This is a genomic window from Candidatus Epulonipiscium viviparus (assembly GCF_030708075.1).
In the GTDB taxonomy this organism is placed as follows: Bacteria; Bacillota; Clostridia; order Lachnospirales; family Cellulosilyticaceae; genus Epulonipiscioides; species Epulonipiscioides viviparus.
This window is the reverse complement of the sequence record NZ_CP117982.1, coordinates 1,421,386-1,435,507: the sequence shown is the minus strand read 5'-3', so window position 1 is coordinate 1,435,507 and position 14,122 is coordinate 1,421,386. Positions and strand designations below refer to the sequence as shown.

Below are 14,122 nucleotides of genomic sequence, written 5' to 3'. Positions count from 1 at the left end.
AATCATCTATGATTATAAACGCGAATATTTTTCCGGGTGAAGGCTACGCAGATCCTCATGCAGTTATTCATGATGGCAGAGTTTATTTATTTTGCGGACGCGACCTAAGTACTCGTATAGAAGATTTTTGTAGAATGCACAAATGGAGTATAATTTCGTCTAATGACCTTATACACTGGCGATACGAAGCCGATATCTTACCAAAAGACACATATATCGGAGAAAAGAATCACTGTTTTGCGGGTCATATTGTAAAAAAGGACGATACCTTTTACTGGTATTTTTCTAATCTCACATATAGCATAGGAGTTATGACATCTAAAAGCCCCACTGGCCCATTTGTTGATGCACTAGGAAAGCCATTAATTCCCGATAAATTTGCTGCAACAAAGTCGTACGATCCTTGCGTATACGAAGAAGATGGCAAATACACTTTATTTTTCGGTGCAGGAAAATACTTTTGCGTTGACTTAGCCGAAGATATGATCTCGGTCGATGGTCCACCTTCTGCTATTGACGTTCTAGATGCCAATGGCAAAAACGTTGGCATGGGTGATAAATCCACCGTGTTCAAGCACAATGACAAATATTATTTAGCCAGTGGCAATAAATATGCTATGGCAGATACTTTAAAAGGGCCATATACTTTTGTTGGAACATTTCCTGGAGGGCACCACAACGACTTTTTTATTTTCAACGGCAAACCATATCTATCGTATGAAATGCACGATGTCAATATATATTTTAGAGGAATCGCCATAACCAGTTTAGAGTTCGCAGAAGACGGAAAACTAGTGCTTCACCCAGACAATTTAAGTGATGTATTCACATATCGATATTGGGATTTTTCTAGCAGTACAGACTTCTGGTTCCTCACCAATGGTGCTGACGCAACTCACGTAGACGATGGCATAGCATATGAGTTAAATAGCTACGTTGGCCTTAGGAGCCCAGTATTTCCAAGACTTGTTATGGACAAAGACTATGTTCTCAAAATTACGCTTGAAAACTACAACGCAGATGTTAAACTCAAAGTTCTCATTGACACAGTTCGAAGTATGAGAGGCTTTGCAAAGGATCCAAACATTTTTACACATTCCACAACAATTGAATTAGCCAAAGGAACGCAAACTTATGATATTATAGAGACCCACGAAGCAGATGCGCATCTTAGATGCATTCGAATTTTTGGAGCTGGCCCCGAGGATATGGGTGAGATCAGCATTAAGAATATCGAATTGAAAGCAAAGTAGATTTATGCCGCAGAGAAAAGTTTAGTATCTGCGGCCTTTTCATTGCCCGCTATACTTCCGCAACTTCTATTGCATCGGCTTCCGCAATCGCTAGAGAGCGTATCTGGAATTTGGGACGCGGCAATAGCCAAGGCAAACGGTGAGCAATAACTCTACCTGCAACATGCCCGATTATTCTAATTTTCTATTTGTTTCATATAATATATGACAATGGACAAACAAATATTAAGGAGGCATTTTGCCATGAATCATCTTATTAATGAATGTAAAAATCTAGACTATGCTATGGGGCGGACCAATTTATCCTCCATAACTGCGGGCAAATTTGCGGGTCGGCTCTATAAAGCAATACTGCCTCAATACGCCTCACCCAATAGCGACGTTGTACACAACAGCCTCAATATCCTCTGCGTTCGTATCGTCTTTTGCTTATTTGCAGATACTAGCCAGATTTTTAAAACGCAACGTATTTTTTATACGTATTTATCATCATTTTCTGCAGCAGAAGCAAGAGTAGCCTTAACTAACTTATTTGCCATTCTCAGCCAAAAGCCTGCCGATCGAAACCCCTACTTGCTCAAAAAATTTCCTATTCTTGCTAACTTTCCATATGTAGATGGTGGATTATTTGCCGAAAAAATCATCATCCCAAATTTTACTCCAGCAATTTTGGAGATCATTTTAACAGAAACTCTTGATACTTTTTGTTGGAAAGATATCAGTGCCACGATCTTTAGCTCTGTGTTCGAATCTACCTTAAACCCCAAGACGCAGCGCCGGGGCGGAATGCATTATACTAGCATCGACAATATACATAAAGCCATCGACCCCCTATTTCTAAATGCTCTCTATGCCCAACTCACATCTATTCTCGAGACACCTGCAGCTCAAACTGAAGCACTCATCGCTTTTCGAGATATGTTGGCCACCTTAAAATTTTTAGATCCCTCATGTGGCAGTGGCAACTTCCTTACCCAAGCGTATATATCATTGCGTAAACTAGAAAACGAGGTGCTTAAACATCTATATGAAACCAATGCTATAGCGGCGGACGCTACATTGTGTGTGATCAAAGTTTCGATTTCTCAATTTTATGGCATAGAAATAGACCATACGGCAGTTGCAGTTGCCAAAATGGCCTTTTGGATAGCGGAAATTCAAATGTTACAAGAAACAGAAGACATTATTAAAAGTAAATTGGAGTTTTTTCCTCTCAAAAACACTCCCAACATTGTGCTTGCAGATGCATTAGCCATCAACTGGAAAGACGTTATCGCACCAGATGAATGCAGCTATATTATAGGCAATCCACCATTTGTAGGCGCCAAGCTTCAAACACCCGCGCAAAAGGCAGCGATTACCAAAATATTTGATCCCGCTACAAAAAATCTTGGCAACTTAGACTATGTCTGCGGCTGGTTTATGAAAGCCGCTAACTTCATTATAGGGACCAAAATCGAGTGTGTATTTGTCGCAACCAATAGCATTGCTCAAGGCGAAGCGATTCCTACACTATGGTCACACTTGCTTCAAAAAAATATTAAAATCAATTTTGCGTATCGCAGTTTTGCTTGGAAAAATAATATCGATGCCGACAGCCAGGCCCAGGTTTATTGCGTAATCATCGGCTTTGCGACATTTGATAGGCAACACAAATATTTATACCACAATGGCACCTCACAGATTGTATCAAATATCAATCCCTATTTACTAGAGGGGGGCAATACCATAATATTCAAAACTGCTAAACCTATTTGTGACGTTTCAACAATGCTATATGGCAGCCAGCCCAACGATGGTGGATTCCTCTCCAAATATTCTGCTGCAGAAGTAGCTGCGATCGTCGCAAATTACCCTAGTGCCAAAGCATTATTTCGACCATTTGTTGGTTCTACAGAATTTATCAACAATAAAAAGCGTTTCTGTTTGTGGCTTGACGGAGTTCCTCCTGCGACATACGCAAAGATTTCGCCAATAATGAATGCCATCCAAAATGTCAAAGCGTATCGCAAATCTAGCTCCGCGCTTGCAACTCAAAACTTCGCCGAAACACCTTATCTATTTGCCGGCATCAGACAACCGCTCTCAAATTATTTACTAATTCCTCGAACTAGTTCTGGCAATCGCTCCTACATCCCCATCGGATATTTATCAAGCAACATTATTGCATCGGACTCTGTTTTTACCGTTCCTAATGCAACTTTATATGAATTTGGAGTGATCACTTCTTCGGCACACATGAACTGGATGCGCACTATATGTGGCAGACTTAAAAATGACTATCGCTACTCGAACACTCTCATATATAACACCTTTCCGTGGTGTACCCCGACTCCATCGCAACGCAAGCAAATCGAAACAACTGCAGCTGCCATTCTTGCCGCACGCGATGCTTTTCCTGAGGCTTCCCTTGCAGAATTGTATAACGATCTCACAATGCCCAAAGCTCTTCTCAACGCGCATCAGGCCAACGATGCCGCGGTATATGCCGCATACGGCTTAGTCAATGATACTAGCAATTGCGTTACTCATCTACTAAATTTATATAGCAGCAAAATCTAATGCCTATACAGTATATGGCAAATGCTCATATCGGCAATCTTTCTCAACTACCCTAGGATCAAATTCTGCTTTTACTGCCGCATATGCCAATTCTTCATATGGGCGCTTGTCGAACGCTATATGGTAGTATGGCTCTATCTACACATAGCAAAGTCTTGGTGGGACTGCTATCCATATCAGCAAAACATTTGCTAAAAAGAGCCATCGCAAGTTTCTACAATGGCCCCACAAATAATTTATCTACTATATACTGCCGCGCTCTTGATCAATGTTTCAGTATCGCTCAAGTCTTTTCTGCCTGTTTCTTTATAGCCCCAAGCTTGCGCAATCTCAGATGCAACGCGTCCAACTTGCTGGCTCGTAGTGTCCAATACTATATTTAAAAATCCCAAATATTGGCACAAAATTTCAGCTAGCGGCTCTCCTCGATCCATTTGCTTTTGTATTGCTTCTTTGGCATAGGTTGTATCACATACCTCCGCTATTGCCTGTACCCATAACTCTTCCGCCGTTGCGTCGCTAACAGCATCTTGCTCTTTAAGCATTTCTAATATGTTCATTGTAGCCTCCCTTTTACATTTTCAAGATCTCATTTAGATTCTAATAGCATCCTTTTGAGCTGCTATTGCAAGTCACAGCCCGAGAAATGCAAATGTTGCTCTATCAGGTGGCAGCCAAAATCTCCTAATATCCCTCCGTTCTGATCCTCATCATACTGCCTCTATTTGATCGACAGTGGTCATTGGAGTTTTGTCTGTAAAATAATTTTTCCCAGATTTTAATACTTCTATACCAAGTGCCGCCCTTTTATTTGGCACGATTGTATAAGCCACCGCCGCTACCGCTTTTTCATAATTTGGTTCCATCTAGTTCGCCTCTTATTATTCAGATTTTGCTTCGTTAAACTTGTCAATTTCAATTTGCCATACAGCTTCTACAGCCTCCAATGCTTCTATAGGTGTCTGAATCTTATTATAAATCTTCTTGCCCCAGCTATCCACATCTATTCCTGTAGAAATTAGCATGTCATACTCCGGTCTCATAACTCCTGGCTCTTTCAACAGCGCCAGCGTTTCCTCTACTGCTCTTTTATCGCGATATTTTGGATACTGCGCTACCATCCAGTCGTCCTCTCCATCATATCCTGGAGGTTCGTTGGTCCAAATGTCCAGTACAAACGCAATGTCCTCTGCCTCTTCCTTTGTATAAGTATTTGGAATAACCCAGGCCGGGCTTGTTGTCCCTGCAGCATACTGGCTAGCCTTTGGCCCTTTCGGAAAACATACTACCCCAAAATCATCTTTCATCTCGCGTGCAAACTTCGGAACCTCCGAAATTCCTCCCACATACATAGCAATTTTGCCTGCAGCAAATAACTCTTGCTGTTCAAAATATGATGTCGACGGATGCTCATAGTCTTTTTCATAATAATTACTCAACCACTCAATTGCCTCTAACGAATTTGGTTCCATCGTCGCGTTATATAGCATCCCGTCTTCGTCCATATTTACATAGCTTCCCTCATTCGAAAGCACTGCTATTTTATACATATCTATCGTATCGGCTGGTACTGCGAAAATATCATTAGCCCCATCATTATTTGTATCTCTCGTTACCAGTTCTGAAATTTCTTCAAATTTTTTCCATGTCCATTCTCCGCTCACTTGCAAATCATATAGCACATTTTCATTAAGTCCTATCGATTCTAGAATCGCCTTATTAAAAAACAGTACCCTAGTTCCATTTGATGCGCTTCCGAACCCATAAACTCCTCCATCTTTGCTCATGTATTTTTGAACAACCTGGTTCCATTTTGGCTCGGTCAAATCAATACTTTCTAGTGTGGTCAAATCTGTTGCCAACCCGCTATTGAGAGCTCCTGCCAAAAAGTCAGCATGAATCCTATAGACTTCTGCTGCTGGATCGCCTGTTATAGTTTCTGTAGAGAACGTTTCCAAAGACTGTTTCCAATCAGTAACCCCTATTTCCTCTACTTCAAAATTATATTTTTCCATCATCTGGTGCCTATATTCCCAAAGAGCTTCTTCATGCGCACTTGCCTTTACTTCTGGTTCCGCAACTGTTGCCCAAGACGCTATCGTCACCACCAGGCCTTCAAGATCTCTCTCAGCTTCTGCAACCACCTCTACTTTGCTTTCGTCTATGTCTTTTTCTACCGCTACCCCCGTCTCTTCAACATTTGCACATGCGCCACCCACCACACATATCAACGCCATCATTAACGTATATCCTATTTTTTTATTCATATATGTATCTCCTTCTTATCTCGAATTTTGTAAGCATAACAATATGTTATCAATTTATTATACACTGACTCTACCATATTAGCAATAAAGGATTTGTACACAAAAAAAAACAACCTCCACAACATTTTCACATGTCGCAGACGCTGTCATTTACTTTTTTGTGGTTTTCGATTCAATCGGTATTTCTACTCTATCTCCATCCAATTTTACAATTTTAGCTGGGCAGCCAATAACCGTTGCATTTGCAGGAACATCTCCCAAAACTACTGCATTAGCTCCCACTTTGCTGTTTTTCGCAATCACCACATTTCCTATGATCTTAGATCCAGCCGAAAGCATTACATTATCTCCAATCGTTGGATGTCTCTTTCCTCTTTGCTTGCCTGTCCCACCCAATGTTACCTGATGAAAAATCATAACATCATTTCCTATCACAGCTGTTTCTCCTATCACAATTCCCATTCCATGATCTATAAATAATCGCTTCCCTATTACAGCTCCCGGATGAATTTCTATCCCTGTCAAAAATCTAGCAGTATAAGATACCACTCCTGCCATAAATCTGAAATCATTTTTCCAGAGCAAATGCGATACCCTATACATAGCTACTGCGTGAACTCCTGGATGAGCTAATAATAGCAACGCCGTACTTTTAGCTGCAGGATCCTTTTTTTTGTAAGTCTTTATTACCTCTTGTATTGCTGCAAGCATTTTATCCAACATGTCTTTACTCCATTCTAGTTATTAATACAAATCAGTCGATAAATATCTTTCGCCATTATCCGGAACAACAAATAACACATTTCCCCTTGCCGTCTTTGCAATTTCCCTTGCTACAAAATAATTGGCACCCCCAGAAAATCCTGGCAAAATACCATACTTAGTGCCCATCTCGCGTGCCGCTTCCACCGCATCTTCTAACGTTACTGTCTCTATTTTATCTATCGCTTGCAAATCTAAAATTGCAGGCTTAAACCCCGCACCAATACCCTGAATTTTATGTGGTCCTGCTATTCCTTTTGTCAAAAAAGGTGAAGCCTCTGGTTCGATTCCCACTATCTTTAAGTTTTCATAATAGTCTTTTAGCTTATGAGCTACCCCTGTAATCGTTCCGCCTGTCCCTATTGCCGCCACAAAATATTCTAAAGTTAAAAAGTCCTCCATAATCTCTACAGCTGTGTTTAGATAGTGTGCTGCAGCGTTTGCACGATTTGTAAATTGAGAGCACATCTTATAATTGGGATTTTTTAACAATTCTTCTGCTTTTGCAATAGCCCCTTTCATTCCTTGCTTTCCCTCGGTCAAAATTATTTCTGCCCCATACGCCGAAATGATCTTTCTTCTCTCTATACTCATTGTATCTGGCATAATAATTTTACATCTTATTTGCATCGCTGCGCAAATCATAGCAATTCCAATTCCAGTATTTCCGCTTGTTGGTTCGATAATTACAATATCATCTGTTGTCTTTACATCTTCTAGCATTGCTTTAGCAATTCTATCTTTTATCGATCCTCCCGGATTAAAGTATTCCAACTTTGCATACAAATTTTCTTTTAAACGAACCACTGGAGTTTTTCCTACCAATTCTGTAATATTGCTATAAACCATTTTACACACTCCTTATTCAAACCACAAAATTGCCTCTTAAAATTTAAATTCCTTCATCAGTTCTTCGAGATGCATGGCCTGTGCCGCCAACTCTTCGCCAACTGCGGTATTCTCCTGTGACGATGCCGCATTTTCTAATATACTTTTTCGCAACATCTTAATATTTGTTACTAATCCCTCGATATTTTCTTTTTGTACATTACTCATTTTTAGCAATTCATCAGAAATTATTCCTGTTTCTCCTATAGTATCTGCAACTTTATCCAAATATCCTGCAGTTTTGTTGGCTATTTGCTGGCCACCTTTTGCCAAAACCACATTTTCCTTCACTATCATTTCCACTTCTTTTACTGCATCGCTACTGTTATTTGCAAGGTTTCTAATCTCTCCGGCAACAACTGAAAAACCCTTTCCAGCCTCTCCAGCATGAGTTGCCTCTATCGCGGCGTTTAGCGCCAACAGGTTCGTTTGCTTAGTAATCGCTTGTAGTGCGTCTAACACATTCGAAATCGTTTTACTAGAATCTGCTATCTTATTCATCGCATCTAGCATTTCCTTCATCGCAACTTTTCCTTCTTCTGCGCTTGTTATAGCATTTTTTCCATAAGTAGCATTTTTGACTATCTTTGTATTAATCTTTTCCACGGCGATCGCCATATCTTCTGTAATTTCTATAAACTCATTTACAGCTTCTGTTTGGTGTTGACTTACTTCTGCCAAATTCATGGCCGAGCTTGCAATGTTATCTGCCCCCGTGCTTACTTCTGTAGATGCAGACGAAATCGTTTTTAACGTACTCTGTAGTTTTTCTGATATTTTAATAAATGCCCGCTTAATAGTCACAAAATCTCCCGTATAGTTTGCTCTGATTTTATTTGATATTATAAAGTCTCCATTTGACATCTGCTCTAATACCATTTCAATTTCTTTGATTATCGTACTTAATGTTGTCCCCATATTATTAAATGTATTTGTCAATTTACCTATATCGTCATCATATGTAGGCTCCACTTTTGTTGATAAGTTTCCGCATTCCACGCTCTCTGCAATATTCTTTAGCCCCTCTAATGGTCTCAATAATTCTCTACTAACAAACATTATAACCACTGCTATCATAATAACCGAAAAAATAGCAACAAGTAAAGCTGTCCACATTATTCGTACTATATCTTTGTGTATTGTCGCAGTTCTTGCCCCCACATGAGCCCACCAAAGTTGATCTGCGACTTTAATTGGCGCAAAAAATCTCTCATGCATATACCCATCTCCCGCATCTCCTGGTTCTGCATATGTTCTTAACCCAAACGGCTCTCCTGTTTCCATCAAAGTCAATATTTTGTCTGAGCTTTTTTCTTGCATTAGTAGTTCGGCCTCAGTACCTATTTTGCTAGCGTCAAACATCTCGTATATTATATGCAACTCTTCATCCCAAATACTAGAAAATAATGTCCCATAATCATCATGAACTATTCCTATATCCTTAAACTCGTCTGTTAAAATGTCCGCCGTCAATACCCCCACCACAGTATTTCTCTGTACTAGTGGCTTTGACAAAGTAATAATATTTTCTCCGTACGCATTTACCAAAGGCAACGAGAGATGATCTTTTTTGGTTTGCATAACTGTTGCAAAAAATTCTTCATTTGAATAATCGCTATAATTATCATACGTTATTAAATCTTGCGTTGCCATATTTTTTCTATTTACCACAAATGCATATTCATCCAGTCCAAAATATTTTGGATCATAATACACACCTATAGAGCTCAAAAGGGGTAATGTTTCCAAACCTTTCCACATGTGCCCAACCAATCTCTCCTCTGCAAGTGCCCCAGTTGCGTCCAGCTCTATTCCTTCATATACTTTACTCTCCACATCTGGCCCTTCCGCAATGGTTGCAGTAGAAACTGTTGCTTCTATCTGATTCAAAATGTTTTCTGCCAACTCAAATTTATAACTCACCAAACTTGCGTTGGTCTCAGCTAGTGTACCAAAATAGTCTTTCAATAACTTATCACTTGTCATAATGCTTTGTACTGATAAACTCAATACAACACCAGTAAGCAATACAATTGATAAAATTGTTATCACCACACTAACTTTTTTCTCTACTTTCATTCTTGTAAATTTTTTCTTCACCGTAAATCCCCCCATTCATTGTTTATTCCCGCAATACTTCGTTTTGACTTTTAACATAGTAGTTTAGTTGATTTATGCTATTGGGGCTTGTTTCGTAAACACAAAATTTTGGCTCAATCAACTTTACAATTTTTTTTGCATAAGGGTCGTCAAAAGGAAGATGTGGGTCCATTTTCTTTATATGCTCTCTAAGCAACCCCAATTTGTGTTGTCTATCTGTCTGATTCAAGTACTTTTCTAGTTTATACTTCCAGTCTTGATCAAAGTAATATTTTGGCAATGTTTTGTTTAAATGCACAACTTGAATATCATTTTTAAGCTCTTTCAAATTTGCCATTACTTCTCTTATATATTCATATGCATATTTCTCTGTAGATATATTTTTATTTGTTAAAATCAGGTGAGAAATATCCAGAACAAATCCTTTTTTGCTATATACAGTTTTGTTTAGCAATAGCTCAGCTTCTGATTTGTCCAAAAAAGTTAGCCCTGGCCACCACAAATTTTCAAACAACAATTTGGGATCTCCCGCGGCATAAGTAAATACTTCATTAATCAGCTCAGCCGCATATTCTATCACTTCCACATTTGTATAATCAAAATTGTAGCTAAAAGACTCTATCGGTGTTGCATTACAAACATGAAATACCATATAATCTGGCTCTAACTTCTTTGCCCTTTCAAATTGCATTTTATAAGAATCCACTATTGCAGTCTTGCTGAGCCCTCCATAGTATTGCGTAATTGCGTCATCATCACCAATCATCTTTGCAACTTTTGCCATATCGCCTTTATAAAAATCAATCCACATAGGGTAGAAGCTTAAATGAACTCCCTTCACTATATCCTTGGGAATCTTCCTTAGTGAATACCCATTCATAAGCCCCAGCTCTATTCCATCCAATTGATGCTGTTCTAAAAATTTTTCGATCTTACTCCAATCATTATCAAACCAGTTCAAAAATTTCTTTGTTGTTGAAATATGGCAAAGTTTTTTCATTTATTATTTATCCTTTTAATATATATTTTTCTTTTGGCACTGCTTGTTCAATAAATTTGCGTAAATTTTCTATCTGCTCAGTTGTCATATCATGCTTTGGTACAATCTGTGCTTGTACAGCATCTACAAAAAACCTGAAATCATTATTTGTCTCTTTTATTTGTTGATAAATTGTCCACGAAATAGTATCACTTTGATCATCTAGCTCCAAGTAAATACTATCTGGCGCAAATTTATACGTGGATGTCTTTTGAAATATTGGCGATGTTGCCTGCATAGCTGTAATTTTCCATATTTTGATGAATTTGCTACATAATGCCAAAAACATCACTATAATTGCAATGATATTTCTTGATATCACATCTAATATCGGCCCATCTGCAACAGAAAATTTATACACAATATACCCAAGCACCGCAAGTCCAATTAATACTATTACCTTGCTAAATATAGACTTATATCCTACGTACAAATTATATCTAAATACATCTCCAAATGTAAGCTTAACTTTAATCTCCATTGATTTCTCCTCTTTAAATTTTATTTTCTCTCATGTTTTTTTGTAAATTATCCATAACTCTCTTATTTAGTTCTTCCGCAGCATTGTATCCCATAAGCTTTTGCCTATAGTTTACCGCTGCAGTTTCACATATGATTGCTAGGTTTCGACCAGGTCTAATTGGAATTCGATGCGTTACCACCTGTAAACCCAAAATTTCTGTATATTCATTTTCTAATCCCAACCGATCGTATTGCTTATCTTTGTCCCAAGTCTCTAGCTGAATTACCAGGCTTATTTCTTTGGTTTGCTTTACCGCTTCTATGCCAAATAGCTCTTTAATATTTACAATGCCAATACCTCGAACTTCTATAAAATGTCGCAACACTTCTGGTGCCGTGCCAACCAGTGTAGTTCCAGAAACGCGCTTGATCTCCACCGCATCATCTGCAACAAGTCTATGTCCCCTACGCACCAACTCCAGTGCCGTCTCACTTTTTCCCACTCCACTGTCTCCCGTAATCAATATACCTTCACCATAAATATCCACCAACACCCCATGTATCGATATATTGGGCCCCAACTCCACATTAAGCCAACGTATTATTTCTGCCATAATTTGACTAGCACCCAGCCCTGTTTGAAATACTGGAATGTTATACTTTTGGGCTATCATTAATATATCTGTCACTTCTTTAACTATCTTAGAAACCACGACACACGGAATCTCTGTATATGAAAAGAATTTTTCTAAACGTTCTAGCCTTTCTTTTTTGTCTAACTGCTGCAAATACATGTGTTCCACTGTGCCTATTACCTGAACTCTTCCTTGGTCAAAACAATCAAAAAATCCTGCCAACTGCAATGCGGGTCTATTTACATCTGGATCTGATATATATCTCGTATCATATGGCGTGTCTTTCGTTAATAATTTTAACTGATGAAATTCTGTTAATTTTGATACTTTTACTTTATTTTTTGATGTCATGTTTGTCCCCCCTTATGCTATTAAAATAAGTATACACATTTTTCGCCACATCTTTTGGAATATATTGCTCCAATTCTTCTAAAGATGCTTCTTTTAAATTATACACGCTTTTAAAATTTAATAAAAGTATTTTTTTTCTCACTGGACCAACTCCTTTTATTTCATCTAATACCGAATGAATATTTCCACGCAATTTTCTATGATATTCGATCGCAAATCTATGCACTTCGTCCTGTATTCTCGTAACCAATTTAAACAATTTGCTAAATTTTGGTAAAACAATTTCATTATCTTCATATAAAAGCCCAAAAGTTCTATGTTTTTCATCTTTAACCATTCCACAAACCAAAATTTCTAAGTTATATTTCACTAAAACCTTCTTTGCCGCAGCAACCTGACTTTTCCCTCCATCCATAAAAATCATATCTGGAACTTTTCCCTCTTCCGCATTTTTATATCTTCTAGAAAGCATTTCCTCCATTGCCGCATAATCATTTTGTCCTCGAACTGTCTTAATTTTAAATTTGCGATAGTCCGACTTTTTGGGTACTCCATTTTCAAAGACCACCATAGCTCCCACGGGATAAACTCCCGATGTATTCGAAATATCAAATGCTTCTATTCTTATTATAGGCTTTTCTAAATTTAGCGCCTCTTGCAACTGAGAGAGCGCCAGTTTTGTATTTTCCAATTTCTTTTTTAACTGATCACCCTGTTCAAAAAACGTTAGTTCTGCATTCTTTTTGGCCAGCTCTAGCAAATTAAATTTGGTTCCCTTTTTGGGACTTGTTATAACAACTCTCGCTCCCCTCTTGTCTGATAAATAATTTTCTAGCAACTCCACTTCTGCAGGAATCACTTGTACCACTATTTCTCTTGGCACAAAGGTTGCTTCTGCGTAAAACTGCAAAATAAAATTTCTAAACAGTGTCTTTGCTTCATCCCCTGTCGCATCTCTTAGAATAAAATGCTCTCTGCCCACCAACTTTCCGCTTCGTACAAAATATACCTGAATTAACGCATCATTTGTACCTTCTGCATATGCCACAATATCTTGATTGTCCTTCGATGCAGTATCCACGGTTTGTTTTTGCTCCAACTTTGCTATCGCTATAAGCTGATCTCGTAGAGTTGCTGCCAGCTCAAAATTCATAGCGTCCGATGCTTCCGACATCCTTTGTTTCAGTTCGGTCACCACTTTCCTATAGTCACCACTCAAAAACTCTACTATTTCATCCACAATTTTATGATATTCCCTTGCTGTAATATTTTTAATGCACGGACCACTGCATCTACCAATATGAAAATTTAGGCATTCTCGATTTTTGCCAATATCTTTAGGCAACTTTTTATTGCAACTACGCAGCTGCCAGAACTGTTTGATGAGCTCTATCATTTCCCACATGCTCGTGGCGTCTGTATACGGTCCAAAATATTTTGCATCATCTTTTATAATTTTGCGCACCACCTGAATTTGTGGAAACGGACTTTTTATATTAATTTTAATATATGGATATCGCTTGTCATCTTTTAGACGAATATTATACTTTGGGCTATACTTTTTTATCAGATTGCATTCTAATATCAACGCCTCTACCTCAGTATTTGTTACGATATACTCATAACTTGCAATATTGCTAACCATCTTGATTGTCTTTGCAGAGTGATTCTTGTTTTTTTGAAAATATTGACTCACTCTATTTTTAAGATTTTTGGCCTTACCTACATAAATTACTTCATCTAAATCATCTTTCATTAAATACACGCCGGGTGTTGTTGGTAAATTTAGCATTTTGACCTCTT

General features: G+C 38.3%; 12 protein-coding genes. 2 read left to right on the top strand and 10 right to left on the bottom strand.

The annotated features are described in order from the left end of the window. Positions 1 to 8 precede the first annotated feature (8 nt). Together PCY70_RS05910 and PCY70_RS05905 are read left to right on the top strand one after the other, a co-directional pair. Positions 9 to 1,253, top strand: coding sequence for a family 43 glycosylhydrolase (locus PCY70_RS05910; RefSeq protein WP_305768784.1), 1,245 nt, complete (start codon positions 9 to 11; stop codon positions 1,251 to 1,253). Between the two features lie 243 nt (positions 1,254 to 1,496). Continuing rightward, the gene (locus PCY70_RS05905; RefSeq protein WP_305768783.1) at positions 1,497 to 3,815 is read left to right on the top strand and encodes a class I SAM-dependent DNA methyltransferase; all 2,319 of its coding nucleotides are present in this window, start codon (positions 1,497 to 1,499) and stop codon (positions 3,813 to 3,815) included. Positions 3,816 to 4,051: 236 nt separating this feature from the next. On the opposite strand, the gene PCY70_RS05900 is transcribed toward PCY70_RS05905, so the two are convergent. From PCY70_RS05900 to uvrC, 10 genes are all read right to left on the bottom strand, one after another. Continuing rightward, on the bottom strand, positions 4,052 to 4,375 hold the full coding sequence (locus PCY70_RS05900; protein WP_305768782.1) for a hypothetical protein: 324 nt from the start codon (positions 4,373 to 4,375) through the stop codon (positions 4,052 to 4,054). A gap of 150 nt (positions 4,376 to 4,525) precedes the next feature. Continuing rightward, positions 4,526 to 4,681, bottom strand: coding sequence for a hypothetical protein (locus PCY70_RS05895; RefSeq protein ID WP_305768781.1), 156 nt, complete (start codon positions 4,679 to 4,681; stop codon positions 4,526 to 4,528). A 15-nt stretch (positions 4,682 to 4,696) separates the two neighbouring features. Beyond that, positions 4,697 to 6,082, bottom strand: a complete 1,386-nt coding sequence (locus PCY70_RS05890; RefSeq protein WP_305768780.1) for an ABC transporter substrate-binding protein — start codon at positions 6,080 to 6,082, stop codon at positions 4,697 to 4,699. A gap of 150 nt (positions 6,083 to 6,232) precedes the next feature. Next, positions 6,233 to 6,805, bottom strand: coding sequence for a serine O-acetyltransferase EpsC (epsC, locus tag PCY70_RS05885; RefSeq protein WP_305768779.1), 573 nt, complete (start codon positions 6,803 to 6,805; stop codon positions 6,233 to 6,235). 21 nt (positions 6,806 to 6,826) lie between these two features. After that, on the bottom strand, positions 6,827 to 7,693 hold the full coding sequence (locus PCY70_RS05880) for a PLP-dependent cysteine synthase family protein (RefSeq protein WP_305768778.1): 867 nt from the start codon (positions 7,691 to 7,693) through the stop codon (positions 6,827 to 6,829). A 36-nt stretch (positions 7,694 to 7,729) separates the two neighbouring features. Continuing rightward, positions 7,730 to 9,832 carry a methyl-accepting chemotaxis protein gene (locus tag PCY70_RS05875; protein ID WP_305768777.1) on the bottom strand — a complete coding sequence of 701 codons (2,103 nt, stop codon included), beginning with the start codon at positions 9,830 to 9,832 and terminating at the stop codon, positions 7,730 to 7,732. A gap of 22 nt (positions 9,833 to 9,854) precedes the next feature. Further along, positions 9,855 to 10,832 carry an apurinic/apyrimidinic endonuclease family protein gene (locus tag PCY70_RS05870; protein ID WP_010168146.1) on the bottom strand — a complete coding sequence of 326 codons (978 nt, stop codon included), beginning with the start codon at positions 10,830 to 10,832 and terminating at the stop codon, positions 9,855 to 9,857. 7 nt (positions 10,833 to 10,839) lie between these two features. Further along, positions 10,840 to 11,352 carry a YcxB family protein gene (locus PCY70_RS05865; protein WP_010168148.1) on the bottom strand — a complete coding sequence of 171 codons (513 nt, stop codon included), beginning with the start codon at positions 11,350 to 11,352 and terminating at the stop codon, positions 10,840 to 10,842. A 13-nt stretch (positions 11,353 to 11,365) separates the two neighbouring features. Next, the gene (gene hprK, locus PCY70_RS05860) at positions 11,366 to 12,319 is read right to left on the bottom strand and encodes an HPr(Ser) kinase/phosphatase (RefSeq protein ID WP_305768776.1); all 954 of its coding nucleotides are present in this window, start codon (positions 12,317 to 12,319) and stop codon (positions 11,366 to 11,368) included. Next, entirely contained in the window at positions 12,303 to 14,111 is a 1,809-nt protein-coding gene (gene uvrC / locus PCY70_RS05855; RefSeq protein ID WP_305768775.1) for an excinuclease ABC subunit UvrC, read from the bottom strand. Before uvrC ends, hprK begins: the two co-directional genes overlap by 17 nt. Positions 14,112 to 14,122: the final 11 nt, after the last annotated feature.

What these genes read in the sequence shown, in the direction of transcription:
- epsC (WP_305768779.1), bottom strand. Translation starts at nt 6,805, where the DNA reads ATGTTGGATAAAATGCTTGCAGCAATACAAGAGGTAATAAAGACTTAC.
- PCY70_RS05870 (WP_010168146.1), bottom strand. Translation starts at nt 10,832, where the DNA reads ATGAAAAAACTTTGCCATATTTCAACAACAAAGAAATTTTTGAACTGG.
- PCY70_RS05910 (WP_305768784.1), top strand. Translation starts at nt 9, where the DNA reads ATGATTATAAACGCGAATATTTTTCCGGGTGAAGGCTACGCAGATCCT.
- uvrC (WP_305768775.1), bottom strand. Translation starts at nt 14,111, where the DNA reads ATGCTAAATTTACCAACAACACCCGGCGTGTATTTAATGAAAGATGAT.
- PCY70_RS05890 (WP_305768780.1), bottom strand. Translation starts at nt 6,082, where the DNA reads ATGAATAAAAAAATAGGATATACGTTAATGATGGCGTTGATATGTGTG.
- PCY70_RS05865 (WP_010168148.1), bottom strand. Translation starts at nt 11,352, where the DNA reads ATGGAGATTAAAGTTAAGCTTACATTTGGAGATGTATTTAGATATAAT.
- hprK (WP_305768776.1), bottom strand. Translation starts at nt 12,319, where the DNA reads ATGACATCAAAAAATAAAGTAAAAGTATCAAAATTAACAGAATTTCAT.
- PCY70_RS05905 (WP_305768783.1), top strand. Translation starts at nt 1,497, where the DNA reads ATGAATCATCTTATTAATGAATGTAAAAATCTAGACTATGCTATGGGG.
- PCY70_RS05880 (WP_305768778.1), bottom strand. Translation starts at nt 7,693, where the DNA reads ATGGTTTATAGCAATATTACAGAATTGGTAGGAAAAACTCCAGTGGTT.
- PCY70_RS05900 (WP_305768782.1), bottom strand. Translation starts at nt 4,375, where the DNA reads ATGAACATATTAGAAATGCTTAAAGAGCAAGATGCTGTTAGCGACGCA.
- PCY70_RS05895 (WP_305768781.1), bottom strand. Translation starts at nt 4,681, where the DNA reads ATGGAACCAAATTATGAAAAAGCGGTAGCGGCGGTGGCTTATACAATC.